26 protein-coding genes are annotated in these 23,630 nt (G+C 70.5%); 9 read left to right on the top strand and 17 right to left on the bottom strand.

Features of this window, described 5'->3' with window-relative positions:
• Window positions 1–52 precede the first annotated feature (52 nt).
• A complete protein-coding gene (locus ACZ5Y9_RS07180; protein ID WP_464472649.1) occupies window positions 53–928 on the bottom strand; it encodes a PHP domain-containing protein in 876 nt (291 codons plus the stop codon).
• Between the two features lie 100 nt (window positions 929–1,028).
• Here ACZ5Y9_RS07180 and ACZ5Y9_RS07175 point away from each other — a divergent pair, with 100 nt between their 5' ends.
• Entirely contained in the window at window positions 1,029–2,051 is a 1,023-nt protein-coding gene (locus ACZ5Y9_RS07175; RefSeq protein WP_247622937.1) for an endonuclease/exonuclease/phosphatase family protein, read from the top strand.
• A 36-nt stretch (window positions 2,052–2,087) separates the two neighbouring features.
• Window positions 2,088–3,500 (top strand): aminopeptidase P family protein, encoded by a 1,413-nt coding sequence (locus ACZ5Y9_RS07170; protein ID WP_247622938.1) that lies wholly within the window; start codon window positions 2,088–2,090, stop codon window positions 3,498–3,500.
• A gap of 11 nt (window positions 3,501–3,511) precedes the next feature.
• On the opposite strand, the gene ACZ5Y9_RS07165 is transcribed toward ACZ5Y9_RS07170, so the two are convergent.
• Window positions 3,512–4,180 (bottom strand): alpha/beta hydrolase family protein, encoded by a 669-nt coding sequence (locus tag ACZ5Y9_RS07165; RefSeq protein ID WP_247622939.1) that lies wholly within the window; start codon window positions 4,178–4,180, stop codon window positions 3,512–3,514.
• Window positions 4,180–4,893, bottom strand: coding sequence for a YflT domain-containing protein (locus ACZ5Y9_RS07160; RefSeq protein WP_464472648.1), 714 nt, complete (start codon window positions 4,891–4,893; stop codon window positions 4,180–4,182). Before ACZ5Y9_RS07160 ends, ACZ5Y9_RS07165 begins: the two co-directional genes overlap by 1 nt.
• An 87-nt stretch (window positions 4,894–4,980) precedes the next feature.
• On the opposite strand from ACZ5Y9_RS07160, the gene ACZ5Y9_RS07155 reads away from it, so the two are divergent.
• Genes ACZ5Y9_RS07155 through ACZ5Y9_RS07145 form a run of 3 tightly spaced genes read left to right on the top strand, consistent with a single transcriptional unit; the run spans window position 4,981 to window position 7,939 of the window.
• Window positions 4,981–6,252 (top strand): magnesium transporter MgtE N-terminal domain-containing protein, encoded by a 1,272-nt coding sequence (locus ACZ5Y9_RS07155; RefSeq protein WP_247622941.1) that lies wholly within the window; start codon window positions 4,981–4,983, stop codon window positions 6,250–6,252.
• Window positions 6,252–6,821: a DUF1003 domain-containing protein gene (locus ACZ5Y9_RS07150; protein WP_247622942.1), complete on the top strand. Its 570-nt coding sequence runs from the start codon at window positions 6,252–6,254 to the stop codon at window positions 6,819–6,821. Before ACZ5Y9_RS07155 ends, ACZ5Y9_RS07150 begins: the two co-directional genes overlap by 1 nt.
• Window positions 6,818–7,939 carry an Mrp/NBP35 family ATP-binding protein gene (locus ACZ5Y9_RS07145; protein WP_464472647.1) on the top strand — a complete coding sequence of 374 codons (1,122 nt, stop codon included), beginning with the start codon at window positions 6,818–6,820 and terminating at the stop codon, window positions 7,937–7,939. The genes ACZ5Y9_RS07150 and ACZ5Y9_RS07145 overlap by 4 nt, the downstream gene beginning before the upstream one ends.
• 30 nt (window positions 7,940–7,969) lie before the next feature.
• On the opposite strand, the gene ACZ5Y9_RS07140 is transcribed toward ACZ5Y9_RS07145, so the two are convergent.
• Window positions 7,970–8,344, bottom strand: coding sequence for a Sec-independent protein translocase family protein (locus tag ACZ5Y9_RS07140; protein WP_247622944.1), 375 nt, complete (start codon window positions 8,342–8,344; stop codon window positions 7,970–7,972).
• Window positions 8,345–8,433: 89 nt separating this feature from the next.
• Here ACZ5Y9_RS07140 and ACZ5Y9_RS07135 point away from each other — a divergent pair, with 89 nt between their 5' ends.
• Window positions 8,434–9,072, top strand: a complete 639-nt coding sequence (locus tag ACZ5Y9_RS07135; RefSeq protein ID WP_247622945.1) for an O-methyltransferase — start codon at window positions 8,434–8,436, stop codon at window positions 9,070–9,072.
• 83 nt (window positions 9,073–9,155) lie between these two features.
• Here ACZ5Y9_RS07135 and ACZ5Y9_RS07130 read toward each other — a convergent pair whose 3' ends face one another.
• From ACZ5Y9_RS07130 to dapE, 3 genes are all read right to left on the bottom strand, one after another.
• The gene (locus tag ACZ5Y9_RS07130; RefSeq protein ID WP_017203323.1) at window positions 9,156–9,329 is read right to left on the bottom strand and encodes a DUF3117 domain-containing protein; all 174 of its coding nucleotides are present in this window, start codon (window positions 9,327–9,329) and stop codon (window positions 9,156–9,158) included.
• Window positions 9,330–9,422: 93 nt separating this feature from the next.
• Window positions 9,423–10,640, bottom strand: a complete 1,218-nt coding sequence (locus ACZ5Y9_RS07125) for a hypothetical protein (RefSeq protein WP_464472646.1) — start codon at window positions 10,638–10,640, stop codon at window positions 9,423–9,425.
• Window positions 10,622–11,695 carry a succinyl-diaminopimelate desuccinylase gene (gene dapE, locus ACZ5Y9_RS07120; protein WP_440746684.1) on the bottom strand — a complete coding sequence of 358 codons (1,074 nt, stop codon included), beginning with the start codon at window positions 11,693–11,695 and terminating at the stop codon, window positions 10,622–10,624. Before dapE ends, ACZ5Y9_RS07125 begins: the two co-directional genes overlap by 19 nt.
• 86 nt (window positions 11,696–11,781) lie before the next feature.
• On the opposite strand from dapE, the gene dapD reads away from it, so the two are divergent.
• Window positions 11,782–12,723, top strand: coding sequence for a 2,3,4,5-tetrahydropyridine-2,6-dicarboxylate N-succinyltransferase (gene dapD, locus ACZ5Y9_RS07115; protein ID WP_247632567.1), 942 nt, complete (start codon window positions 11,782–11,784; stop codon window positions 12,721–12,723).
• A 251-nt stretch (window positions 12,724–12,974) separates the two neighbouring features.
• Complete coding sequence (locus tag ACZ5Y9_RS07110; protein WP_464472645.1) at window positions 12,975–14,369, top strand: DEAD/DEAH box helicase; 1,395 nt, start codon at window positions 12,975–12,977, stop codon at window positions 14,367–14,369.
• A gap of 18 nt (window positions 14,370–14,387) precedes the next feature.
• On the opposite strand, the gene ACZ5Y9_RS07105 is transcribed toward ACZ5Y9_RS07110, so the two are convergent.
• The 7 genes from ACZ5Y9_RS07105 to ACZ5Y9_RS07075 form a co-directional block, all read right to left on the bottom strand.
• Window positions 14,388–14,879, bottom strand: a complete 492-nt coding sequence (locus tag ACZ5Y9_RS07105; RefSeq protein WP_464472644.1) for an SRPBCC family protein — start codon at window positions 14,877–14,879, stop codon at window positions 14,388–14,390.
• 10 nt (window positions 14,880–14,889) lie between these two features.
• On the bottom strand, window positions 14,890–16,185 hold the full coding sequence (locus ACZ5Y9_RS07100; protein WP_247622950.1) for a citrate synthase: 1,296 nt from the start codon (window positions 16,183–16,185) through the stop codon (window positions 14,890–14,892).
• A gap of 217 nt (window positions 16,186–16,402) precedes the next feature.
• The gene (gene dapC, locus ACZ5Y9_RS07095; protein WP_464472643.1) at window positions 16,403–17,515 is read right to left on the bottom strand and encodes a succinyldiaminopimelate transaminase; all 1,113 of its coding nucleotides are present in this window, start codon (window positions 17,513–17,515) and stop codon (window positions 16,403–16,405) included.
• Window positions 17,516–17,525: 10 nt separating this feature from the next.
• The gene (gene fdxA, locus ACZ5Y9_RS07090; RefSeq protein WP_042542002.1) at window positions 17,526–17,846 is read right to left on the bottom strand and encodes a ferredoxin; all 321 of its coding nucleotides are present in this window, start codon (window positions 17,844–17,846) and stop codon (window positions 17,526–17,528) included.
• 9 nt (window positions 17,847–17,855) lie between these two features.
• Window positions 17,856–18,203 carry a histidinol dehydrogenase gene (locus tag ACZ5Y9_RS07085; RefSeq protein WP_464472642.1) on the bottom strand — a complete coding sequence of 116 codons (348 nt, stop codon included), beginning with the start codon at window positions 18,201–18,203 and terminating at the stop codon, window positions 17,856–17,858.
• Window positions 18,204–18,258: 55 nt separating this feature from the next.
• Window positions 18,259–18,573 (bottom strand): AzlD domain-containing protein, encoded by a 315-nt coding sequence (locus ACZ5Y9_RS07080; RefSeq protein ID WP_247622953.1) that lies wholly within the window; start codon window positions 18,571–18,573, stop codon window positions 18,259–18,261.
• Entirely contained in the window at window positions 18,570–19,289 is a 720-nt protein-coding gene (locus ACZ5Y9_RS07075; protein WP_464472641.1) for an AzlC family ABC transporter permease, read from the bottom strand. The genes ACZ5Y9_RS07080 and ACZ5Y9_RS07075 overlap by 4 nt, the downstream gene beginning before the upstream one ends.
• A gap of 105 nt (window positions 19,290–19,394) precedes the next feature.
• Between ACZ5Y9_RS07075 and ACZ5Y9_RS07070 the strand changes: the two genes are divergently transcribed.
• Window positions 19,395–19,943: a helix-turn-helix domain-containing protein gene (locus ACZ5Y9_RS07070; RefSeq protein ID WP_464472640.1), complete on the top strand. Its 549-nt coding sequence runs from the start codon at window positions 19,395–19,397 to the stop codon at window positions 19,941–19,943.
• A 3-nt stretch (window positions 19,944–19,946) separates the two neighbouring features.
• On the opposite strand, the gene ACZ5Y9_RS07065 is transcribed toward ACZ5Y9_RS07070, so the two are convergent.
• From ACZ5Y9_RS07065 to ACZ5Y9_RS07055, 3 genes are all read right to left on the bottom strand, one after another.
• Complete coding sequence (locus ACZ5Y9_RS07065; RefSeq protein WP_247622956.1) at window positions 19,947–21,584, bottom strand: MFS transporter; 1,638 nt, start codon at window positions 21,582–21,584, stop codon at window positions 19,947–19,949.
• Window positions 21,581–22,600, bottom strand: a complete 1,020-nt coding sequence (gene glsA, locus ACZ5Y9_RS07060; RefSeq protein ID WP_247622957.1) for a glutaminase A — start codon at window positions 22,598–22,600, stop codon at window positions 21,581–21,583. The genes ACZ5Y9_RS07065 and glsA overlap by 4 nt, the downstream gene beginning before the upstream one ends.
• Before the next feature lie 107 nt (window positions 22,601–22,707).
• Window positions 22,708–23,607: an aggregation-promoting factor C-terminal-like domain-containing protein gene (locus ACZ5Y9_RS07055; protein ID WP_464472639.1), complete on the bottom strand. Its 900-nt coding sequence runs from the start codon at window positions 23,605–23,607 to the stop codon at window positions 22,708–22,710.
• Window positions 23,608–23,630 lie beyond the last annotated feature (23 nt).

Raw genomic sequence — 23,630 nt, 5'->3', positions numbered from 1 at the left:
CGACGACGGCGAGAGCGCCGGGAGTCGACCGCCAGTATGCCGGGAAGCCCCGTCAGGGGTAGCGCGGTGTGGTACCGGAGGCGCGCGCGATCATGCGCTCGACCATCTCGTCGCTCGTGGTGTTCTCCCCGGGCCGGTTGGGCTTGCCGCTGCCGTGGTAGTCGCTGGAGCCGGTGACGATGAGATCGCGTCGAGCGGCGAGTTCGCGCAGCAGGGCCTTCCCCGCCTCGGTGTTCTCCCGATGGTCGATCTCGAAGCCGCCGAGCCCCGCGTCGATCAGCTGCTCCAGGAACGACATCGGCATCATACGGTCGCGACCGGAGGTCACCGGGTGGGCGATGATCGCCACTCCCCCGGCGTCCGTGATGAGCCGGACGGCGGTGAGCGGATCCGGCGCGTAGTGCGGCTCGTAATACCCCTCGCGCGGATGCAGGATGCCGTCGAACGCCTCGGTGCGATCGCGGACGATTCCTCGTGCGACGAGCGCATCCGCGATGTGCGGGCGACCGACCGTCGCGTCCGGTGTGGTCTGGGCGAGCACGTCGTCCCAGTGCAGGTCGTAATCGCGGCCGATGCTGCGGACGATCCGCTCGGCCCGGCCGATGCGGTCGCCGCGGATGCGATCCGTCTCCGCCCGCAGGGCCGCGTCGTCGGGGTCGAACAGGTAGCCCAGCACGTGGACGCTGCGCCAGTCGTGCTTCGCCGACAGTTCCATCCCCGGCAGGAAGGTCATTCCCAGCGCCGCCGTCGCCTCCGCCGCCTCGCCCCAACCGGTCGTGCGGTCGTGGTCGGTGAGCGCGATCGTGCGCAGTCCGTGCGCGTGCGCCTGGCGCACGACCTCGGCCGGCGCCTCGGTTCCGTCGGAGTGATTCGAGTGCAGATGCAGGTCGGCGGGACCGACGAATCGACGGGGGTGCTCAGGGGCCATCCTCCGAGCGTACCGAGCGGTGCGGAGGGCGGGCGCACGGGAGCGCAGTCCCGCCTGTCGCGGCAGGGACTTCACAGGCGGCGCTCCTAGGCTGGAGGGGATGTTTCGCCTCCTCGGAATCCTGATCACCGTGCTGTTCGCCGCCGCCACGGCCGTCGTGGTGTGGCCGCAGTTCTTCCGGCTGGAGCAGACCTATCCCTTCGCGCAGGTCGTCGCGGCGCGCGGTGTGGTGCTGGGCATCTTCGTGGTGATCGCGCTCCTGGCGCTGCTGCTGCTACTCGCCCGCCCGCTGCGCGGCTTCGCCGCCTCGATCCTCATCGTCGCGCTGCTCGGAGCCGGAGCGACCGGAATCATCGGAGCGACCCGCGGATTCGGCACGTCGGCCCTCCCCGACAAGACGGAGACGAGCGTCCGTGTTCTGACCTGGAACACCGCCGGCGAGGCGGTGTCGGCCGACCAGATCGCCCAGGAGATCCTCGACCAGGGAGCCGATATCGTCGCGCTCCCCGAGACGACCGAGGCCGTGGGCGAGCGCATCGCGCTCATGCTGCGCGAGCAGGGGCATCCGATGTGGGTGCACCACGTGCAGTTCCGCCCCGACGTGCCCGACGGCCCGCAGTCCTGGCAGACGACCGTCCTGGTCTCCCCCGACCTCGGGGAGTACTCGGTCATCGAATCGTCGCAGGACGGCACGAGCAACACCGGCTCGGTGCCCAGCGTCGTGCTGATGCCGGTCGACGGGAGCGGGCCCACGGTCGTGGCGGTGCACGCCGTGGCCCCCCGCGTGGAGGAGATGCAGCAGTGGCAGTCCGATCTCCAGTGGATCGCCGACCAGTGCCCCGCGGGCGATTTCATCCTCGCGGGCGACTTCAACGCGACGATCGACCACATGGCCGGTCTCGGCGTCGAGGGCGGTGACATCGGGTACTGCCGCGATGTCGCTTCGCGCACCGGGAACGGAGTCGTCGGAACCTGGCCCAGCTCGCTGCCCCCGTTGGCGGGCGCGCCGATCGATCATGTGATGGCCTCGCAGAACTGGACGCCCACCGGTTCGGTCGTGCTCGACGACGCCGGCGGCAGCGATCACCGTGCCCTCGTGGTGCAGCTCGAGCCCGCCGGCTGAGAGGCGGCGTGCATCCCCGAGTGAGAGACTTGAGGGATGAGCACCGCAGCAGAACGCGACACGATCGCCGAACCCGACGTCGAGAACAGCAACACGAATCGCAAGCAGCCGTTCCCGCAGGGCTTCCTCGACACCATCTCGACCGGGTGGGCCGAGCGTCCCGAGACGCTTCCCGGCGCGCGCGAGCAGGCACCCTACGCCGCCGTGCGCCGCGCCGCGCTCTCGGCCGCGTTCCCCGGTAAGCGCCTCGTCATCCCGGCGGGCTCCCTCAAGCAGCGCAGCAACGACACCGACTACGTGTTCCGTGCGCACTCCGCCTTCGCGCACCTCACCGGCTGGGCATCCGACACCGAGCCCGACTCGGTGCTCGTCTTCGACCCGACCGACGACGGTCACGACGTGACCCTGTACTTCCGCGAGCGTGCCGACCGCACCACGACCGAGTTCTACGCCGACGCCACCGTCGGAGAGTTCTGGATCGGACCACGCCCCTCGCTGGCCGGTGTCGCCGCCGACCTCGCCCTCACCACCGCGCACCTGGCCGAGTTCGCGCCGGCCGAGGGAGAGCTGGTGCTCGATGAGGACGAGACGCTGACCCGTACGGTCTCCGAGCTGCGCCTCATCAAGGACGACTTCGAGATCGCCGAGATGCGACGTGCGGTCGAGATCACCGCCGCGGGCTTCGACGACATCATCCGCGAGCTCCCCTCCGCCGTGGCGCACGCGCGCGGCGAGCGCGTCGTCGAGGGCGTGTTCCACCGCCGGGCACGCGAGGACGGCAACGGAGAGGGATACGACACCATCGCCGCCTCCGGGCCCCACGCCTGCTACCTGCACTGGACCCGCAACGACGGCGCCGTGGTGCCCGGCGATCTGATCCTCGTCGACGCCGGTGTCGAGGCCGACAGCCTCTACACCGCCGACATCACCCGCACGCTGCCCGTCTCCGGCACGTTCACCGATGTGCAGCGCCGTGTCTACGAAGCCGTGCGCGAAGCGGCCGACGTCGCCTTCGCCGCCGCGAAGGTCGGGGTGCGCTTCCGCGACATCCACGCTGCGGCCATGACCGTGATCGCCGCTCGCGTCGCGGAGTGGGGTCTGCTCCCCGTCACGGCCGAGGAGGCCCTCGACGCCGACGCCGGCGGCCAGCACCGCCGCTACATGGTGCACGGCACCTCGCACCACCTCGGCATCGACGTGCACGACTGCGCCCAGGCTCGCCGCGAGATGTACTACGACGGCATCGTCGCCCCGGGCATGGTGTTCACGATCGAGCCCGGCCTGTACTTCCAGATCGACGATCTCACCGTCCCCGCCGAACTCCGCGGGATCGGCGTGCGCATCGAGGACGACATCCTCATGACCGAGGACGGTCCCGTCAACCTCTCGGCCGGCATCCCCCGCACGGCCGACGAGATCGAGGCCTGGATCGCCCGCGTCCAGAGCTGATCCCTCGGGAGTCAGATCCGGGCGGCGAAGTCCACGAGGAGGGGCGCGAGCCCGGCACCGATATCGGATGCCGGACGCTTGCGCCCCTTCACCTCGAAGCTGTGACCTCCGCCGTCGATCCAGGCGACGCGCGCATCCCGGCAGGTCTCGAAGACCTCCTCGAACTGCGTGAGCGGCTGGATGAACGGGTCGTTCGAGCCCTCGATGAACAGCTGGGGCACGGCGATCGCCGGCAGATGCTCGGCGCGCAGCTTCTCGGGGGCGCCCGGCGAGTGCAACGGATAGCCGAGATAGACGAGAGCGTCGACGTCGAGTCCCTCGGCCACGGCCATCGAGGCCATCCGGCCGCCGTACGACTTGCCGGCCGCGATGATCCGCGCCGTCGGGTCGAGCTCCCGCTCCGCGGCGACGGCGGCGCGCCACGTCGCGATCGCGTGCGCGGCGGGGCCCGGCATCCGTCGCCCCTGCTCCACGTAGGGGAAGTTGAACCGAGCGGTCGAGAACCCGGCCTCCGTCAACGCCGCGGCGAGCCCGGTGAGGAACGGGTGGTCCATTCCGGCGCCCGCACCGTGCGCGATCAGGATCGTCGTACGCCCCTCGCCCGGGGTGCGCTCGACCGAGACCTGCGTTCCACCTGCGGGCAGGGCGACCTCGAACGACGAGCGTCCGGATGCGAGCATCAGGCGGGCTCGGGCGTACCTGCAGCGGGAGCGTCGCCCTCGCCCGGCTTCGCGGGCTTACCCTGCTCCGTGTCGTCGGCCTCGGGCGCGGTCGGCGCGTCCGCTCCGGGAGCGACCGGTGCGGCGGGCCGCGGCGGGATCACCGGTTCGCCGGAGGGCACGGGCGCCTGGCCCTGGCTCCCCGGCGTGATCCGCTCGCCGTAGCGCGGGGGCTCGTCGAGATCGACGGGCGGGCGCACGGGCGCCTGGCGGGCGGTCCCCAGCGCCTGACGAGCCTTCGCCAGCGACGCCGGCAGCACCGTGACCTCGTAGTGGTCGGCCGCCAGCTGCGTCACACTCGCGAAGTCGCGACGTCGGCGGACGATCGCGAAGGTCACGAGGCTGAGGATCATGCCGATCGCCACGCCGATGAGCACGAAGCCCAGGAACAGCTGGATCGGGACCTCGGGGTTGCCGATCACGAGGATCGCCGAGAGGAAGAGACCGATGAGCACGCCGTTCACCGCGCCGGAACGCGCGGCCGTCGCGTAGCCGAGGCGACCGGTGATGCGCTCGACCGTGCGGACGCCCTGGCCCACGATCGCGATGTCACGGGCGGGGATCTCGGCGGCGATCAGCGTCGACACGGTCTTCTGCGCGGTGGCGTAGTCACGGGTGGACGCCACCATCTCGCCGGTGTCGGTGCTGTTCACGGGACGGTTGAGCATGCTCATCCGCCCATTGTCCCACGCCTCGATGCGCGCGTCCTCGGAGCGTCGATCCGGGGGACGCCCCGGGGCCGCGCGGACTACGCTGGGTGGGTGAGCACACAACGGGTATTCGCCGCGCGCCTGGCCGGTTGCGCCGTCTTCGACCCCGTGGGCGACCGGCTCGGCAAGGTCCGAGACGTCGTCATCGTGTACCGAAGTACCGCGGCCCCCCGCGTGATCGGCCTCGTCGTCGAGATCCCGGGCCGTCGCCACGTCTTCCTGTCGATCGGTCGGGTCACCTCGATCCGCTCCGGTCAGGTCATCAGCACCGGGCTCATCAACGTGCGCCGCTTCTCGCCGCGCGCCGGCGAGGTGCGCGTCCTCGCCGAGATGCTGGGGCGCCGCGTCAGCTTCGCCGACGGCAGCGGCACGGCCGTGATCGAAGACGTCGCCATCGAGCCGAATCGACTCGGCGAGTGGGCCGTCAGCCAGCTGTTCCTCCGGAAGCCGAAGACCAGTGCCTCGCCGTTCGCGAAGGGCTCGACGACCTTCGCCGCCTGGAGCGAGGTCACCGAGGAGCGCGCGCCCGGTGAGTCGCAGTCCGCCGAACAGCTCGTGGCGTCGTACTCCGAGCTGCACGCGGCCGACCTCGCCAACACGCTCCTCGATCTGCCGCAGCAGCGCATGATCGAGGTCGCCGAGGAGCTGTCCGACGACCGCCTCGCCGACGCCATGGAGGAGATGCCCGAGGACGAGCAGGTGCACATCCTCGACCGCCTCGGCGACGAGCGCGCCGCCGACATCCTCGACCAGATGGAACCGGACGACGCGGCCGACCTGCTCGCCCAGCTCCCGCCGAACCGCCTGGAGCACCTCCTCGAGCTCATGGAGCCGGAGGAGGCCGAAGACGTGCGCATGCTGCTGCGCTACGGCCCCGACACCGCCGGCGGGCTCATGACGCCCGAGCCGATCGTGCTCTCGGCCGACGCGACGGTCGCCGAGGCGCTCGCGCTGATCCGCCGCCACGAGCTGCACCCCGCCCTCGCGGCCGCGGTCTTCGTCACCCTTCCCCCGTTCGAGACGCCGACGGGCCGCCTCCTCGGCGTCGTGCACTTCCAACGGATGCTGCGCTACCCGCCGCACGAGCGCCTCGGCGCGATCGTCGACGACAGTCTCGAACCGGTGTCCGCCACGGCCTCCGCGGCCGAGGTCGCCCGTCTGCTGGCCAGCTACGACCTCGTCTCGCTCCCCGTCGTCGATGCCGCGCACCGGCTCGTCGGTGCGATCAGCGTCGACGATGTGCTCGACTACCTGCTGCCCGACGACTGGCGCACGCACGATGTCGATGAGGTGTCGGACGACACGACCACGGAGGTGCGCTGATGGCCCGCTCCCCCCGCCTCGACGCCCCGCTCGGGCGCGGCACGACCCGTCAGCGTCCGACCTCGCGCGACCGCTTCGGACGGTTCACCGAGTGGGTCGCCCGCGCGATGGGCACACCGGCGTTCCTGCTGATCCTCAGCCTGTTCTGCATCCTGTGGATCGTGTGGAACACGATGTCGCCCACGAGCCTGCGGTTCGACGACGCCGCCCTCGGATTCACCGCTCTGACCCTCGTGCTCTCGTTGCAGGCCTCCTACGCCGCGCCGCTGATCCTGCTCGCGCAGAACCGGCAGGACGACCGTGACCGGGTGCAGATCGAGCAGGACCGTCAGCGCGCCGAGCGGAACCTCGCCGACACCGAGTACCTCGCCCGCGAGATCGTCGCGCTGCGCATGGCGCTCGAGGAGCGCAACTCGCACGTCGTCACGCGCGACGTGCTGCGACAGGAGCTCAAGGCGCTGCTCGCCGACCTCGGTGACCACGACGCGGACCCCGAGGCCCCCGCGGCCTCCCCCGCGCCGACCACGGGGCCGGTGGCGACGCGGCCTCCGCGTCGTCCGCGCGCATGACGTCCGCCGATGACGTCCGACGCGCGGTCGCCGCGGTATCCGATCCGGAACTCCGACGTCCGATCGGCGACCTCGACATGGTGCGCGACATCGTCGTGGAGGGCGGCAGCGCCACCGTCGGGATCGTCCTGACGATCGTCGGATGCCCGGCCGCGACGAAGATCGAGTCCGATGTGCGCCGTGCTGCGGCCTCCGTTCCCGGCATCGACGCCGTCGAGGTCGAGGTCGGGGTGATGACGCCCGAGGAGCGCAAGCGCCTGACCGAGAAGCTGCGCGACGGCAGGGCACCCCGCCAGATGCCCTTCGGCCCGGACTCGCTGACCCGCGTGATCCTCGTCTCCAGCGGCAAGGGCGGCGTCGGCAAGTCGACCGTCACCGCGAATCTCGCCGTCGCCCTCGCCGACCTCGGCCTCGCGGTCGGCCTCGTCGACGCGGATGTGCACGGCTTCTCCATCCCCGGGTTGCTGGGCATCCCCGCCGGCACGCAGCCGACGCGCATCGACGACCTCATGCTGCCGCCGGTCGCTCACGGGGTGAAGACCATATCGATCGGGATGTTCCTGCGCGAAGGCGAGGGCGTGGTCGCCTGGCGAGGGCCGATGCTCCACCGCACCGTGTCGCAGTTCCTCACCGACGTGCATTTCGGCGATCTCGACATCCTGCTGATCGACATGCCGCCGGGCACCGGCGACATCGCCATCTCGATCGGACAGCTGCTGCCGCACGCCGAGGTGCTCGTGGTGACGACCCCGCAGGCGGCCGCCGCCGAGGTCGCCATCCGCAGCGGACTCGTCGCCCGCCAGACCGGTCAGCGCGTGATCGGGGTGGTCGAGAACATGGCGGGGCTCACCCTTCCCGACGGGACCGTGGTCGATCTGTTCGGTGCGGGCGGTGGAGCCGCGGTCGCGGAGGCGCTGTCGTCCGACGGAGCCGGCGTCCCCCTGCTGGCCTCGATCCCCCTGAGTCCCGCGCTGCGCGCCGGCGGGGATGCGGGTGCTCCGGTCGTGCTGGATGCCGAGACGGATGCCGCGGCCACGGCCATCCGCGCCCTCGCCCGTTCCCTGGCCGGGCGCGGGCGCGGGCTCGCCGGTCGACCGCTGCCGATGTCGCTCGGCTGAGGTCGCGACCGCCGTCGATCGCCGATGCGATCAGGTGGCTTCGAGATCGAAGGGCGGCAGCTCGCCGGGAGTGAACCTCTGCGGCGGGGTGCGCGGCTCGGGCTCCGCGATGGCGGCTGCCGCCGCCATCGGATGCGTCGGAGGGGTCGGCTCCTCGAGGAGGGCGTCCCGGATGATGCGACGGGGGTCGTACTGGCGGGGGTCGAGCTTGCGCCAGTCGACGTCGTCGAGCTCGGGGCCCATCTCGTCGCGCACGCGGGTGCGCGTGTCGCGGAGGTACTCCCCGGCGCGGCGCACGACCTTGGCGAAGCCCTCGGCCATGCGCGGAAGGCGTTCGGGGCCCACGATGAGCACCGCGATGAGACCGATCAGCAGAAGCTTCTCGAAGGTCAACCCGAACTGCATCTGTCCAGGCTACCGCCGCGCCTGCGCTCCGCGTGCGCACCGAGCCAATACGCTGGGAGGAGTCACAGCGTGGACGGGAGGATCAGGTCATGAGCGAACACGACGCGAACGCACGTTTCATCCGAGAGTCCCTCACGGAACCGGATGCGATCGCGCGCGCTCGGGCGCACGGCGTCGAGCTCGGAGCGGCGCCGATCAGCATCGCCGTCGGCTCGCAGATCGCCGTGCTCGCCGCCGCGACCGCCGCCCGTTCGATCGTCGAGATCGGCACCGGCGCCGGAGTATCCGGACTCTGGCTGCTGCGCGGCGCGCCGCAGGCCGTGCTCACCTCGATCGACAACGAGCCCGAGCACCTCGCCGCGGCCCGCCAGTCGTTCTCCGACGCGAAGGTTCCGGCCACCCGCGCCCGCTTCATCACGGGCCGCGCCGCCGATGTGCTCCCCCGCATGAACGAGGACGCCTACGACATCGTGCTCGTCGACGCCGATCCCGAGAACGTCATCGACTACGTCGAGCACGGACTGCGCCTCGTCCGCCGCGGCGGTATCGTGCTCGTCCCCCGCGTGCTCGCGGGTGGCCGCGTGGCCGACCCCGTGCAGCGCGATGAGATTACGGCGGGCTACCGCTCCCTGATCCAGGAGACCCAGGAGTCGTCGGCCGTGCTCGCGACCGTGTCTCCCGCGGGCGAGGGCCTGCTGCAGTTGATCAGCGTCGCCGAGCGCGACTGACGCTCCCACGACAGACGAAGGAGGCGGCGGATCCGATGATCCGCCGCCTCCTTCGGTTGATCCGTGAGACGGATCGGGGTGACTCAGGCCGGCGCCACGACGGCTGCCAGCACGTCGTGAAGCTCCTTGGCCTCGGCGTCGTTCACGGAGACGACCAGACGGCCTCCTCCTTCGAGCGGAACGCGCACGATGATGAGTCGTCCTTCTTTCACGGCCTCCATGGGGCCGTCCCCGGTCCTCGGCTTCATCGCTGCCATCGCGGCTTCCTTTCCTCGGTGGTATGGGAAGAGTTTATCGGTGTCGTCGCGACCTGAGCGTCACCTGTGAAGAAATGCATCGATTCTTCATGTTCACGGCACCTGCCAGAAGGTGTTCCCGAGCGCGTAGACGAAGGAGATCCACACGCCCTGACCCACGAGGCACAGCGCCAGAACGCTCAGCCGCCAGAGCCGCGAGCGCGGCACCGCCACCGCTCCCCAGAGCGGACTGATCGGCAGGAGCAGCCGGAAGGTGCTCGACTGCGGGAAGAACACCGCCAGCAGGTACAGCAGGTAGCTCGCGCTCCAGAGCCGGAGGTCGAGACCGAGCGCTCGAACCTGCGGCGAGCGCAGGAGCGCGAGTCCGGTGGCGACGACGATGACCACGAGTCCGATCGGGCCGCACCACGCGGGGATCCCCCACTGCGCGAACCAGAACTGCGACGCCTGGATCCAGCCCTCGAAGGGTACGAACCCGGCCACTCCCCCGCTGATCCAGTGCTGACGCCACGCCAGCTCGGTGGCGAGGTACGCGCCCATGTCGCCCGTGACGAGACCGGCGATCACCTGCCACGAGAAACCGGCGACGGTCGCCAGCGCCGCCGTCGCGACGATGTGCACGATCTCGACGGCGGTCAGCGGTTCGCGGCGACGGTTCATCCAGCGGGCGATGCCGTGGAGGCCGAGCAGCAGCGCGAACGCCAGGATGCCCGGGCGGGTGAACGCCATGATCGGGAGCAGGAGGTACAGCCAGGCGTACCGGCGGCGGATCACCGCGTCCAGTGCCAGGAAGAGCAGGAGCAGGAACAGCGTTTCGGCGTATCCCACCTGGAACATCGCCGCGAGCGGCCCCGCGGCGAAGAACACCACCGCCCACAGCGCCGCGGACGATCCGATCCGGTCACGCAGCAGCCGATGCAGAGCGAGGCAGGCGAGATAGCCGGCCACGAACGAGAGCAGGAACGCCCCCACTCCCCAGGAACCGAAGAGGAACCCGATCGCCTTCGCCGCGTAGGCGAAGACGGGCATGAACGCCCACTGGTTCTCGACGACGGTGCCCGCGTCGGTCAGCTCGAGCGTCGAGGGGTATCCGCTCTCCGCGACCAGCCAGTACCACTGCGCATCCCAGCCGAGCACGAAGTCGGCCAGTCCGGCATCCGCTCCGAAGCGCGACAGCGACGTCGAGGCGGATGCCGCGAAGACGAGGAAGCCCGTCGTGACGAGCCGGGCGATCAGGTAGATGACGGCGATGCGCAGCGGCAGCGGCATCTGCGCCCACCGACGTGCGGCGCTCAGTGCGAGCTGAGCCACGCCCGCAGTCCCCGCTCGACGGCATCGATCTGCGCGACGGGGACGCGCTCCTCGTCGTGGTGGGCGAGGTGGGGATCGCCGGGCCCGTAGTTCACCGCAGGGATGCCGAGCGCAGAGAAACGGGCGACATCGGTCCAGCCGTACTTGGGGCGCGGTTCCGCGCCGACGGCGGCCACGAACTGCTGGGCGATCGGTGCGTCGAGGCCGGGACGTGCACCCTCCGCCGAGTCCGTGACCTCGAGGTCGAAGCCCGCGAGCACACTGCGCAGGTGAGCCTCGGCATCCGCCGCCGACTTGCTCGGAGCGAACCGGTAGTTGATCTCGACCTCGCAGGCATCGGGGATGACGTTGCCCGCGACACCGCCGCTGATGCGCACGGCGCTGAGGCTCTCGCGGTACAGAAGACCCTCGACCAGCACCTCGCGCGCCCGGTACTCGCCCAGGCGGGCGAGGATGGGGGCCGCGCGGTGGATGGCGTTCTCGCCGATCCAGGCGCGTGCGCTGTGCGCGCGGACACCGCTCGTGCGCACGATCGCGCGCATGGTGCCGTTGCATCCGCCCTCGACCTCGCCGTCGGACGGCTCTCCGAGGATCGCGAAGTCGGCGACGAAGAGATCGGGACGCACGGCGGCGAGCAGACCGAGTCCGTTCTTCGACGCCTCGACCTCCTCGTTGTCGTACCACATCCACGTGATGTCGACGACGGGATCGGTCAGCTCGGCGGCGAGCTTCAGCTGCACCGCCGTGCCCGCTTTCATGTCGACCGTGCCGCGGCCCCACAGGTACGCCTCGCCGTCGACGTCGATCAGGCGCGTGGGCAGGTTGTCGTTGATGGGGACGGTGTCGATGTGACCGGCGATGGCCACCCGCTGGGCGCGACCGAGGTCGGTACGGGCGACGATCGTGTTGCCGTGCCGGATCACCTCGAGGTGGTCGAGCGGCGCGAGCGCCTGTTCGATCGCGTCGGCCAGGGTCTTCTCGTCTCCGGAGACGCTCGCGATGTCGCAGATCGCGCGCGTGAGGTCGAGAGAGGATGCGGTCAGATCGAGCACCATGCCCCCAGCCTATGACCTCGGCGCGCGGTCATCGGACGCCGATCACATGGGCCGGGCGTGATCGCGGGAGCCGGTACCGTGGAGGCATGACTGATGCGCGCACCGTGTGGGGAATCGGACTCTCGACCATCGCCGGCGACGGCACGGTTCTCGACGCCTGGTACGCCACCCTCGGCACCGGCGCCCTGCCCTCGGATGCCGCGGCAGATCTCGACGGACTCACGGGTCCCGACGCACGGCGCAACGTCACCGTCGAGCCCGTGCGGCTCGAGATCGACCTCGATGCCGCTCCGGCCTCGACCGCCGACGCCTATCTGCGTCTGCACGCGCTCTCGCACCTGCTCGTGCGCCCGAACGAGCTGAACCTCGACGGGATCTTCGGTCACCTCCCGAACGTCGCCTGGACGAACGCCGGCCCCGTGCTCCCCGCCGATGCCGCCCGCCTGCGTCCGCAGCTCCAGCGTGCGGGAATCCAGGTGCAGGGGCTCGACAAGTTCCCCCGCCTGACCGACTACCTGCAGCCGCAGGGCGTGCGCATCGCCGACGCCTCGCGCGTGCGCCTCGGCGCCCACCTCGCGCCGGGGACCACCGTGATGCACGAGGGATTCGTCAACTTCAACGCGGGCACCCTCGGGGCCTCGATGGTCGAGGGCCGCATCTCGCAGGGCGTCGTCGTGGGCGACGGCAGCGACATCGGTGGCGGCGCATCGATCATGGGGACCCTCTCGGGCGGGGGCTCGCACCGCGTCTCGATCGGGTCGCGCACGCTCCTGGGCGCGAACGCCGGTATCGGCATCTCGCTGGGCGACGACTGCGTGGTCGAGGCGGGCCTCTACGTCACCGCCGGCACCAAGATCGTGCTCGTCGACGGCCCCGTGACGGCCGAGGGCACCCGCACCAGCGTGAAGGGCGCCGAGCTGTCGGGGCAGAACGGACTGCTGTTCCGCCGCAACTCGATCAGCGGCGCGGTCGAGGCCGTGCGTCGCGCGGGCGTCGGTGTCACGCTCAACGAGGCGCTGCACGCCTGACGCGCGGTCATCCGCACCTGCGGCCGCCTCGGAGCGGGCGCTGATAGACTGTGGCTGTTGCCCGAGCACGAGCTCGCCAACGTCGTCGTCGTCACGGGGTCTCTGAGGACCGAAGCGAGTCACCCGGCTCCCATCACCAGCGCTCTGCTGGCCTTTCGCACGGCGAACCGATGCGCACGCCCCCTGCGAGCGCCGTCGCCCACCTCAGCCCACTATCGTGCGTGTCTTCTCGCGTACGGACGGAGTCATCCATGCCTACTTTCCTCGAACTCGGCGTTCCCGCCGAACTCGCCGCCGTTCTCGCCGATTCCGGCAAGACCGAAGCCTTCGCGATCCAGCGCGACACCCTCCCCGACTCGCTCGCCGGCCGCGACCTGCTCGGTCGCGGTCGCACCGGCAGTGGCAAGACCATCGCCTTCGCTCTCCCCCTCGTCGCGCGCCTCGCCGCGTCCGGCAAGCAGCGCCGTGCGGGCCTCCCCCGCGGCCTGGTGCTCGCCCCGACCCGTGAGCTCGCGACGCAGATCGCCGCGACGATCTCGCCCCTCGCCGAGGCCGCCGGCCTGCGCGTGACCACCGTCTTCGGCGGTGTCAGCCAGCGCCCGCAGGAGCAGGCGCTCCGTGGCGGCGTCGACATCGTCGTCGCGTGCCCCGGCCGCCTCGAAGACCTCATGAAGCAGCAGATCGTGCGGCTCAGCGCGGTCGAGGTCGCCGTACTCGACGAGGCCGACCACATGGCCGACCTCGGCTTCCTGCCCGGCGTCACGCGCATCCTCACCGCGACGCCGGCCGGCGGACAGCGTCTGCTCTTCAGCGCGACGCTCGACCGCGGCATCGATTCGCTCGCCCGCCGCTTCCTCTCGAACCCCGTCAGCCACGAGGTCGACGAGGAGAGCGTCCCCGTGGGCGAGATGACGCACCGCGTGCTCGTCGTCGATTCCACCGAGAACAAGACGACCCTCGTGCGCGACCTCGCGTCCGGCACCGGTCGCCGCATCCTGTTCACCCGCACCAAGCACCAGGCGAAGAAGCTCGCCAAGCAGCTCACCGCTGCGGGCATCCCCGCCGTCGACCTGCACGGCAACCTCTCGCAGAACGCCCGTGAGCGCAACCTCGGCGCGTTCTCGTCGGACCCCGCCGACGGCGGCGTGCGCGTGCTGGTCGCGACCGACGTCGCAGCCCGCGGAGTGCACGTCGACAACGTCGACCTGGTCGTGCACGTCGACCCGCCCATGGAGCACAAGGCGTACCTGCACCGCTCGGGCCGCACCGCCCGCGCCGGTGCCGCCGGTACCGTCGTCACGGTCGTGCTCCCCGAGCAGCGCCGCGACGTCAAGGACCTGCTGCGCAAGGCCGCGATCGTCGCCCCGCTCGAAGACGTCACCGCCGGCGCCGTGACCGAGCTCGTCCCGGAGCGCGCACCGCACGTGCGTCCCGCCCCGGTGCAGGCTCCGCAGCGTCAGGCTCCGAAGCAGCGTCCCGCCGGTGGCGAGCGCAGCGGCGCGGCGAACCCGCCCGCACGCCGTCGTCGCCCCCGCTCCGGTGGCGGTCAGGGCCAGAGCCAGGGCGGCGGTTTCGCGCGCCAGGGCGGCCAGGGTCGTCAGGGTGGACAGTCCCGCCAGGGCGGCCGCGGTTCGCAGGGACGCTGACCCGCAGCATCCGCACGTCTACGACCCCGGGGTCCCGTTCCGCACGGAACGGATGACCTCGGGGTTCGTGCATCCGGCGACGAACCCTGCGAGGCGCCGCCGGATCTCGAAACCGAGGATCACCGCGCCGACGCGTTCAGCCACCGGCGCGAGCCAGGCCGGGCGGCACGAGAAGTTGTACTTCCACGTCGCGATCGTGCCCGACCCATCGGGTGCGGCGACGAAACGCCAGCCACCGCCCAGCTTCTCGAAGAACCAGGGGCCGGTCTCCATGACCATCCCCACGTTCGTCGGCGGAGCGTACGACACGTAGCGGCTCACCATCGACAGACCGAACCGCTGGCGCGTGAAGGTGCGCACGCCCTTCGCGGCGCTCTGCGCACCGTCGAGGAAATGCTGCTCACTGATGAACCCGCCCCAGCGCCGGCGAACCGCGCCGGTCGTCTGCGACACCTCGAACGCCGTCGCCGGATCGACCGGAACGAAAGCCTCGGCGCTGACGACGGGCATCGGCGTCGTGTCAGCGGTTCGGGTACGAACGCTCCGGAGACCCGGTGTACAGCTGCTGCGGGCGACCGATCTTGGTCTGCGGGTCGAGCTGCAGCTCGCGCCACTGCGCGAGCCAGCCGGGCAGCCGGCCGATGGCGAACAGCACCGTGAACATGCGCGTGGGGAACCCCATCGCCTTGTAGATCACACCGGTGTAGAAATCGACGTTCGGATACAGACGACGCTCGCGGAAGTAGTCGTCGGCGAGAGCGATCTCCTCGAGCTCCTTCGCGAGGTCGAGCAGCGGGTCGGTGACGCCGAGGGAGGCGAGGACCTCGTCGGCGGCGTCCTTGACGAGCTTGGCGCGCGGGTCGTAGTTCTTGTAGACCCGGTGCCCGAAGCCCATCAGCTTCACGCCCTCTTCCTTGTTCTTCACCCGCTCGACGAAGCGCGAGACGCTCTGACCCGAGTCGCGGATCTGGCCGAGCATCGTGAGAACGGCCTCGTTGGCCCCGCCGTGCAACGGCCCTGAGAGGGCCTGGATGCCGGCGGATACCGACGCGAACTGGTTCGCCCCGGTCGATCCGACCAGTCGCACGGTCGAGGTCGACGCGTTCTGCTCGTGGTCCTCGTGCAGGATCAGCAGGAGCTCGAGCGCCTTCGACATGACCGGGTTGATCTCGTAGGGCTCGGAGTTGACGCCGAAGTTGAGCTTGAGGAAGTTCTCGACGAAGCCGAGCGAGTTGTCGGGGTAGAGGAAGGCCTGACCGACGCTCTTCTTGTGCGCGTAGGCCGCGATCACCGGGAGCTTCGCGAGCATGCGGATCGTGTTGATCTCGACGTGCTCGGGGTTGTGCGGGTCGGTCTGGCCCTCGTAGTAGGTCGAGAGCGCGGCGACGGCCGAGGACAGCACCGACATCGGGTGCGCCGTGTGCGGCAGTGCCGAGAAGAAGTGCTTGAGGTCTTCGTGCAGCAGCGTGTGGCGACGGATCTTCTCGTCGAACTCGGCCAGCTCGGACTCCGAGGGGAGCTCGCCGTAGATGAGCAGCCAGGCGACCTCGAGGTAGCTGGTGCGACCGGCGAGCTGCTCGATCGGGTACCCGCGGTAGCGCAGGATGCCCTTGTCGCCGTCGATGAAGGTGATGTCGGACTTCGTCGACGCCGTGTTGACGAACCCGTAGTCGAGCCCGGTGTAGCCGGTCTGGCGGGTCAGCGTCGAGAAGTCGATGCTGTTGTGGCCCGCCGTGCCCTGCAGCACGGGGAACTCGGCGGTCGTGTCACCGATCGTCAGCTTCGCCGTGGCCTGCTGGTCTGCCGCTGCACTCACGCGGACCTCCTTGGGGTTTCTGCCCGTAGTCTGTCTCGTCTCGCCCCGAGCAGATCGGTCATCCTTGGAACCTGATCTCATCGGAGCGGGCGATCGCACGGCGCACAGCGCCAGGTCGGGTCACGACCGAATCGCCTTTACAGCCTAGTAGGCCCGCACGCCTACTGTCGCATCCGCCAAACGGATCGGCGCTGGGAGGGGGAAACCTACAGATTCTCTACGAAGCGGCGGCGTGCAGGCGTCGAGCGGCCTCCGCGACGCGGTCCGTCGGTGCCGTCAGCGCGAGACGCACGTGCGAGGCGGCGGCTGCTCCGTAGAACGGACCCGGACCCGCCAGGATGCCGAGATCGGCGAGACGAGCCATCGACTCCCATGCGTCACGCCCCTCGGTCACCCAGAGGTAGAGACCGGCTTCGGAGCCGTCGAGACGGAAGCCGGCGGCCTCCACGGCGGGACGCAGCAGCTCCCGCCGTTCGCGGTAGAGCTCCTTCTGGGCGGCGACGTGCTCGTCGTCGCCGAGCGCCACCGCCATGGCGTGCTGCACGGGTTCGGGCGGCATGAGGCCGAGGTGCTTGCGGGCGGTGAGCAGGTCGGTGACGATGCGCGCGCAGCCGGCGACGAAGGCGGCGCGGTAGCCCGCGAGGTTCGACTGCTTGCTCAGCGAGTAGACGCTGAGCAGGTTGGCCCGCGACCCCCCGGTCACCCGCGGATCGAGGATCGACGGGATCGCCTCGGTCGCCCAGGCGCCGTCCCAGCCGAGTTCCGCGTAGCACTCGTCGCTCGCGATGACGGCATCCAGCTCGCGCGCACGGCGCACCGCGGCGGCGAGCTCCGAGACCGTCCAGGTGCGACCGTCGGGATTACCCGGAGTGTTGATCCAGATCAGCTTGGTGCCCTCGGGCCAGTCCGCCGGGTCATCGGCGGGAAGCGGCGTCGCTCCCACCACGCGTGCTCCGACGTCGTAGGTCGGGTAGGCGATCTCGGGGTGCACGACGACGTCGCCCTCTCCCAGCCCGAGGAGGGTCGGGAGGAGCGCCACGAACTCCTTCGAGCCGATCGTGGGCAGCACGTTCGCGACGGTGAGGTCATCGACCCCGCGGCGACGCGCGTACCAGGAGACGATCGCCTCGCGCAGTGCCGGGGTACCGACGGTCTGCGGATAGGCGTGCGCGTCCGTCGCCTCGGCGAGAGCGCGCCGGATGATCTCGGGCGTGGGATCGACGGGCGACCCGACGGAGAGGTCGACGAGTCCGCCGGCGTGCGCGGACGCCCGCTCGCGGAAGGGGACGACGGCGTCCCAGGGGTAGTCGGCGAGGTCGCGGACGCTCACGGGCGCCGGCCTACTCGCCCTGGGGCGGCAGGGCCGCGATGATCGGGTGGTCGTGCGCGATGACGCCGACCTTGGCCGCGCCTCCTGGCGAGCCGACCTCGTCGAAGAACTCGACGTTCGCCTTGTAGTAGTCCTGCCACTCATCGGGCAGGTCGTCCTCGTAGTAGATCGCCTCGACGGGGCACACCGGCTCGCAGGCGCCGCAGTCGACGCACTCGTCCGGGTGGATGTAGAGGGAGCGCTCGCCTTCGTAGATGCAGTCGACGGGGCATTCGTCGATGCAGGCTCGGTCCTTCACATCGACACACGGGAGGGCGATCACATACGTCACCGCTCCAGTCTACTTCTCCGCCTCCGTGGCGACGGGCACCGACCGGAACGACGGCCACGCGATGACGACGAGAACGATCGCGGCGATCAGGTATGTCCAGATCTGTCCCGCGAGCGTGTTCTCGACGACGACGGATCCGCCGGGGCCCCGGCCGGAGATCAGGAGCAGCATGCCCACCATCCCGAGGCCGGCCGCGACGGCGGCGCCGCGGTCGTGGGTGAGCACGCGGATGGCGACGAGGATCGCGGCGCACGCGATCGCTCCGACGATCATGCCGGTCGGGATCGGACCCCAGGTCTGGCTGTGCGCGATCGTGCCGGCGACGCCGTAGACGCCACCGACCAGGGCCGAGGCCACCCACGACAGAACTCTCGACAACCGACTCACGCCCACCCTCCGATCCTACGCGCGGTCAGGCCGCGAGTCCGAACAGACGCAGGAGGGCAGCGGTGAGCGCCGCCGCGAACACCACGACGAGGAAGGACTGCCGCAGCCACAGCAGACCCGCCGCGACGAGCAGAGCGGGCACGCGCGCATCGACGACGATCGCCTGACCATCGCCCAGCGTCTGCACCGCGACGAGCGCCGCGAGCAGGGCGACGGTCAGCAGGTCGGAGATGCGCGCGGGTCGGGGCGCCTCGAGCACCTTCGGCGGCACGAGGTATCCGACGGCCTTCAGCGACAGGCAGACGAGAGCCGCCAGCAGGATCGCACTCCACAGGGTCATGATTCCCCCTTCTCATCGGCATCCGCTGCGCGGCCGTCGGATGCCGGGCGCCCCAGCCAGTTGAACCACCCGACGATCACGGCTACGAGGGCCGCGACGAGCACCGGCAGACCGGGGAGGAGGAAGGGCGTGAGCGCCGCGGCGACGACGGCGGCGGCGATCCCGACCGCGATCGCCTGGCGTTGCTGCAGGCGCGGCCACAGCAGCGCCAGGAAGGCGGCCGCCGCCGCGGCATCCAGCCCCCAGCCCTTCGGATCGCCGAGCACGTTGCCGACGAGGGCGCCGATGAGGGTGGTGATGTTCCAGCCGACGAAGATCCCGATGCCGGTGACCCAGAATCCGACCCGGCGCAGGCGCGGATCGCTCTGGGCGATCGCCACCGCCGTCGATTCGTCGATCGTGAAGTGGGCGGCCAGCGCACGGGTCGCGGCCCCTCCCCCGATGACCGGCGACATGCGCATGCCGTAGGCGACGTTGCGCACGCCGAGGAGGACGGCCGAGGCGATCGCCGAGGGGAGCGCCGCGACACCGCCGGCCGCGAAGACCCCGACGAAGGCGAACTGCGATCCTCCCGTGAACATGAGCAGGCTCAGCACGCAGGTCTGCCAGACGTCGAGCCCGGCCGCGACGGCGAGGGCACCGAACGAGATGCCGTACGCGCTCGTCGCCAGCACGACGCCGAGGGCCTCGCGCCAGACCTCGCGCTCGGCGGTCACGGGGCGATCCCCTCGCGCACCGTTCGCTGCAATGAACACATGACCATCATTCTGAACATTCAAGGTCGACTAGTCAAGCGAACGATCGTTTGACATGATGAACGCATGGAGGATCTCCGCACCCGCATCGCCCGCACGCTGCGCCGGGAGCGTGAAGCCGCAGCCCTCTCGGTCTCGGAACTCGCTCGGCGCGCCGGCGTCTCGAAGGCCACCGTGTCGCAGCTCGAGAGCGGAGCCGGAAACCCGAGCGTCGAGACCCTCTGGGCGCTCGGCGTCGCACTCGACGTGCCGTTCGCCGTCTTCGTCGACCCGCCCCAGAGCGGGCCCACGCTCATCCGCCGGGAGGATCTCAGCGGCGTCCCGTCCTCGGCCGCCGCGTACAGCGCCACCCTGCTGGCCGCTTCCCCGCCCGGCGCACGGCGCGACCTGTACCTGATCTCCGCCGAACCGGGCCAGGCCCGACGCTCCGATCCGCACCACCCCGGGACCATCGAGCACGTGGTGCTGATCTCGGGGCAGGCGAAGGTCGGCCCCGCCGAGGCCGCCGCACTGCTGAACCCGGGCGACTACCTCACCTACCCGGGCGACGCCCCGCACGTGTTCGAGGCCACGGCCCCGAGCACGAGCGCCGTGCTGATCTCCGAGCTGCGCTGAGGATCAGTCCGACGCGGCCACGGGCGACGGATCCGGGATCTCCTCCGGCTTGTAGCGCGGCAGTCGGGAGGCCGGGAGGATCGCCAGGGCGCTGATCCCGGCGAGCACGAGCAGCCCGAGCCGCAGCGTCGACAGACGGGACTCCTCGTTGACGGCCACGGCGGCGTCGACCTGGGCGGGCGTCGCGTCGGTGCGCTCGAGCACCACGCGCAGGTCGTCGTTGCTCACGAAGTTCACGCTGTCGAGATCGACCTGCGCGACGAGCGCCGGCGGCAGCTCCGGATGCTCCACGACCGCGCGCCCGACGCTCAGCCCCAGCAGAGAGACGAGCAGCGCACCCGCGACCGCCGTGCCCACCGCCGACGCGAGGTTCTGGGTCGTGCCCCGCAGCGATCCCACGTCACCCGCGAGCGACGACGGCGCCGCGGTGACGAGCACGTTGAAGACGAGGGTCACGAGCGCCCCCTGCCCGATCCCGAACACCACCAGACCGAGGATCGTCGGCAGCGTCTCCCAGTTGTTGTTCACGACGAACGAGAGCCACACGAGGGCGCCGGTCGTGAGAAGGAATCCGAAGACGCCGATCACACGCGGCGGGTAGCGCTTGTAGAACCGCACGACGAGGGTCGCGGTGATGAACACGGTGAGGTTGAACGGCATCATCGCGATCGAGGTGTCGAAGGGAGTCCTCCCCTGCACGATCTGGATGTAGAGCGGGATCGTGAAGTTCACGCACGCCTCGAGTGCGACCACGATGAACATGGCGTATACCGCCGCGCGCTCCTTCGAGGAACGCAGGATGCTGAGGTCGATCAGCGGCACACGTCCCTCGGCGATCCGCCGACGCGTCCACAGGAAGAACCCCTGCCCCAGCACGACGCCGGCCACGATGAAGAGCGGTGCCGGGGAGAGCCCCAGGATGTCGAACGGGGCCGCCTCCGTCGCCTCGATCGCTCCCCAGCCATTGAGATTGTTGAAGCCGAGGGTGAGGAGCACGATCGCCGCGCCGATGAGGAGCGAGGCGACGAGATCGATGCGGATGCCGGGGTCGCCGCGGTCTCCGCGCAGCGTGAAGCTGAAGGCGAAGACGAGCACGGCGATGCCGAGGACGATGAAGAACATCGGACGCCACCCGACGAGAGTGCCGAGAGTGCCGCCGATGAGGAACGCGGTGACGCCGGAGATCGCCCGCGCCGAACCGATCGCGCCGATCGCCGTCGCCTGCTGGGCGCCGCGGTAGTTCTCGGCGATGAGCGCGACGATCGAGGGCACGATGATCGCCGCCGCGGCACCGGCCACCGCCTGACCCGCGATCGCCCATCCGATGCTCGGGGCGATCAGCATGAGCACCGACGATGCCGCGAACAGCGCGATCACGACGCGGAAGATCAGCACCCATCCGACGCGCTGACCGAGCTTCGCGCCGGTCATCACGAGCGCCGCGACGGCCAACCCGTACATGACGATCGTGGTGCTCGCGACCGTCGGCGGCACGCCGAACTCGCTCACCATCCCACCCAGCGAGATGGGGAGCGCGGCGACGTTGAACGACATCAGCACCTGCGCCATGAACAGGCTGATCATGGGAAGCCAGGACGACTTCACGGCGACGGATGCGGTCTGCGGCGCGGACTCGGTCATCGGGACTCCTCGGGGGCGGGTGGAGCGGCGGGTGCGGACGCGAACAGGTTGAGCCCGAGAGCCCGGGAGAGGTAGCCGATCGCGCGCTGCGAGCGCACGGAGTTGCCGGCATCGTCGAGACGCGGCGAGAAGCCCGCGACGGCGCCCTTGCCGGGGGCGACCGCGACGATGCCCCCGGAGACACCGGACTTGGCCGGGAGTCCGATCTCGAACAGCCATTCACCCGAGCGCTCGTACAGGCCGCTGGCGGCGACGACGGCGAGCGTGTCACGGCACACCTCGGCCGACACCACGCGCTGTCCGGTGAGGGGATTGACGCCGCCGTCGGCCAGGGTGGCCCCCATGACCGCCAGATCGTGCGCGCTCACCGTGAGAGCGCACTGGCGGGTGTAGACGTCGACGACCTCGTCGGAGTCTCCCTCGAGGCGTCCATAGCTGGTGAGCAGGCGCCCGAGCGCTCGGTTGCGGTCGTTCGTACGCGCCTCGGATGCGTAGACGACGCCGTCGAGTCCGAGAGCGCGGCCTGCGAACGCCGACAGACCCTCACGGACGCGCTCCCACTGCTCGGCGGACGTCTCCCCCGGCATGAGCGCGGTGGTGGCGATCGCGCCGGCGTTGACCATGGGGTTCATGGGATGCCCGGCGTTCAGCTCGAGCGCCATCACCGAGTTGAAGGGAAGCCCTGTGTTGTTGACCCCGACGATCTCGCGGACGCGCTCGTGCCCGTGTTCCTGGATGGCGAGGGCGTAGACGAACATCTTCGAGATCGATTGGATCGAGAACGGATGCTGCGCGTCGCCCGCGTCGTGCACTCCCCCGCCGACCTCGATGACGGCGAGCCCGAAGAGCTCGGGGTCGACCTCGGCGAGCACGGGGATGTAGTCGGCGACGATGCCGTCGGAATCCCGGGCGAAGCGCGCGTGCGCGTCGCCGACCAGCCGCTCGACGTCTCGCCACCCGGGCAATGCCCCGGTCGAGACCTGCTGCGGGACGTGGTCCCATCCGGCGGTGTCCACGGGCTCTCCTCGCGTTCGACGACGCCCCAGCCGTCATTCGCCACGATAGCGCTCGAACGCCCCCGGTAGAAGGTGTCTACCGGGGGCGTTCGCGGGTGCCTGCGGGCTCAGTACCAGTTCATCGCCTGCGAGTGCCCCCACGCGCTGCACGGGGTGCCGTACACGGACGAGATGTATCCCAGACCCCAGGCGATCTGGGTCGCGGCATTGGTCTGCCAGTCGCTGCCCGCCGAGGCCATCTTGCTGCCGGGGAGCGCCTGCGGGATGCCGGTCGCGCCGCTCGGGTTGTAGGCCTGGTAGTTCCAGCTCGACTCCTTCTGCCACAGCGAACTCAGGCAGGAGAACTGGTCCTCTCCCCAGCCGTACTGGTCGGCCGCCATGACACGTGCGGTCGCCTTGGCCCCCTCGGGGGTGTTCGACGAGGCGAGCGCTGCAGCTGCCGCCTCGGCCTCTGCCTGCGCCTGCGCGGCGGCTGCGGCGGCCGCGTCGTCCGCCGCCTTCTTCTCCTGCGCCGTGGTGAACGCCGACTGGAGCGCCGCGGTCTGCTCGATCACCTTCTCGGTGTGCTGCTGGGCGATGACCGTGGTGAGAGTGAGCTCGATGGCCGGAACGGCCTTCCGACCGTCGAGGGTGTCGACATTGCTCTGCAACTGCGCGGTCTCGACGGCGGGGACGACTCCGCTCAGGTCGAAGCCTGCGGCGTCGATCTCGGCGGACAGCTGATCGGCGGCATCAATGGCATCGGTCGCGGCGGTCGCGGTCGCCGCGACGTCGTCCGACGCCTCGACGGTCGTGGTGGTGCCGGTGGTCGCCGAGGGCGATGCGTCATCGGTCTCGGTGGCGCCGGAGGCCGGGCCCGCGACGAGTCCGGCGGTCAGCGTGACGCCGAGCATCGCACCGACGGCGGTGCCGAGGAGCAGCAACGGCCGACGTGAGCGGACGGCGGAGTGGGCGGTGGCGGCCTCGAGGGCGCGCCGGGAAGCACGGGTGTTCTGAAGGTGAAGCAAAGAATCGACTTTCGGGTCGTCGA

Source organism: Microbacterium sp. T3-8, from assembly GCF_055398145.1.
This window is presented reverse-complemented; position numbering and strand designations above follow the sequence as displayed.

Bases quoted from the DNA above. Each gene is read 5' to 3' on its own strand.
- ACZ5Y9_RS07180 (WP_464472649.1), bottom strand. From the start codon at position 928: ATGGCCCCTGAGCACCCCCGTCGATTCGTCGGTCCCGCCGACCTGCAT.
- ACZ5Y9_RS07175 (WP_247622937.1), top strand. From the start codon at position 1,029: ATGTTTCGCCTCCTCGGAATCCTGATCACCGTGCTGTTCGCCGCCGCC.
- ACZ5Y9_RS07170 (WP_247622938.1), top strand. From the start codon at position 2,088: ATGAGCACCGCAGCAGAACGCGACACGATCGCCGAACCCGACGTCGAG.
- ACZ5Y9_RS07165 (WP_247622939.1), bottom strand. From the start codon at position 4,180: ATGCTCGCATCCGGACGCTCGTCGTTCGAGGTCGCCCTGCCCGCAGGT.
- ACZ5Y9_RS07160 (WP_464472648.1), bottom strand. From the start codon at position 4,893: ATGAGCATGCTCAACCGTCCCGTGAACAGCACCGACACCGGCGAGATG.
- ACZ5Y9_RS07150 (WP_247622942.1), top strand. From the start codon at position 6,252: ATGGCCCGCTCCCCCCGCCTCGACGCCCCGCTCGGGCGCGGCACGACC.
- ACZ5Y9_RS07145 (WP_464472647.1), top strand. From the start codon at position 6,818: ATGACGTCCGCCGATGACGTCCGACGCGCGGTCGCCGCGGTATCCGAT.
- ACZ5Y9_RS07140 (WP_247622944.1), bottom strand. From the start codon at position 8,344: ATGCAGTTCGGGTTGACCTTCGAGAAGCTTCTGCTGATCGGTCTCATC.
- ACZ5Y9_RS07135 (WP_247622945.1), top strand. From the start codon at position 8,434: ATGAGCGAACACGACGCGAACGCACGTTTCATCCGAGAGTCCCTCACG.
- ACZ5Y9_RS07130 (WP_017203323.1), bottom strand. From the start codon at position 9,329: ATGGCAGCGATGAAGCCGAGGACCGGGGACGGCCCCATGGAGGCCGTG.
- dapE (WP_440746684.1), bottom strand. From the start codon at position 11,695: ATGGTGCTCGATCTGACCGCATCCTCTCTCGACCTCACGCGCGCGATC.
- dapD (WP_247632567.1), top strand. From the start codon at position 11,782: ATGACTGATGCGCGCACCGTGTGGGGAATCGGACTCTCGACCATCGCC.
- ACZ5Y9_RS07110 (WP_464472645.1), top strand. From the start codon at position 12,975: ATGCCTACTTTCCTCGAACTCGGCGTTCCCGCCGAACTCGCCGCCGTT.
- ACZ5Y9_RS07105 (WP_464472644.1), bottom strand. From the start codon at position 14,879: ATGCCCGTCGTCAGCGCCGAGGCTTTCGTTCCGGTCGATCCGGCGACG.
- ACZ5Y9_RS07080 (WP_247622953.1), bottom strand. From the start codon at position 18,573: ATGACCCTGTGGAGTGCGATCCTGCTGGCGGCTCTCGTCTGCCTGTCG.
- ACZ5Y9_RS07070 (WP_464472640.1), top strand. From the start codon at position 19,395: ATGGAGGATCTCCGCACCCGCATCGCCCGCACGCTGCGCCGGGAGCGT.
- ACZ5Y9_RS07065 (WP_247622956.1), bottom strand. From the start codon at position 21,584: ATGACCGAGTCCGCGCCGCAGACCGCATCCGTCGCCGTGAAGTCGTCC.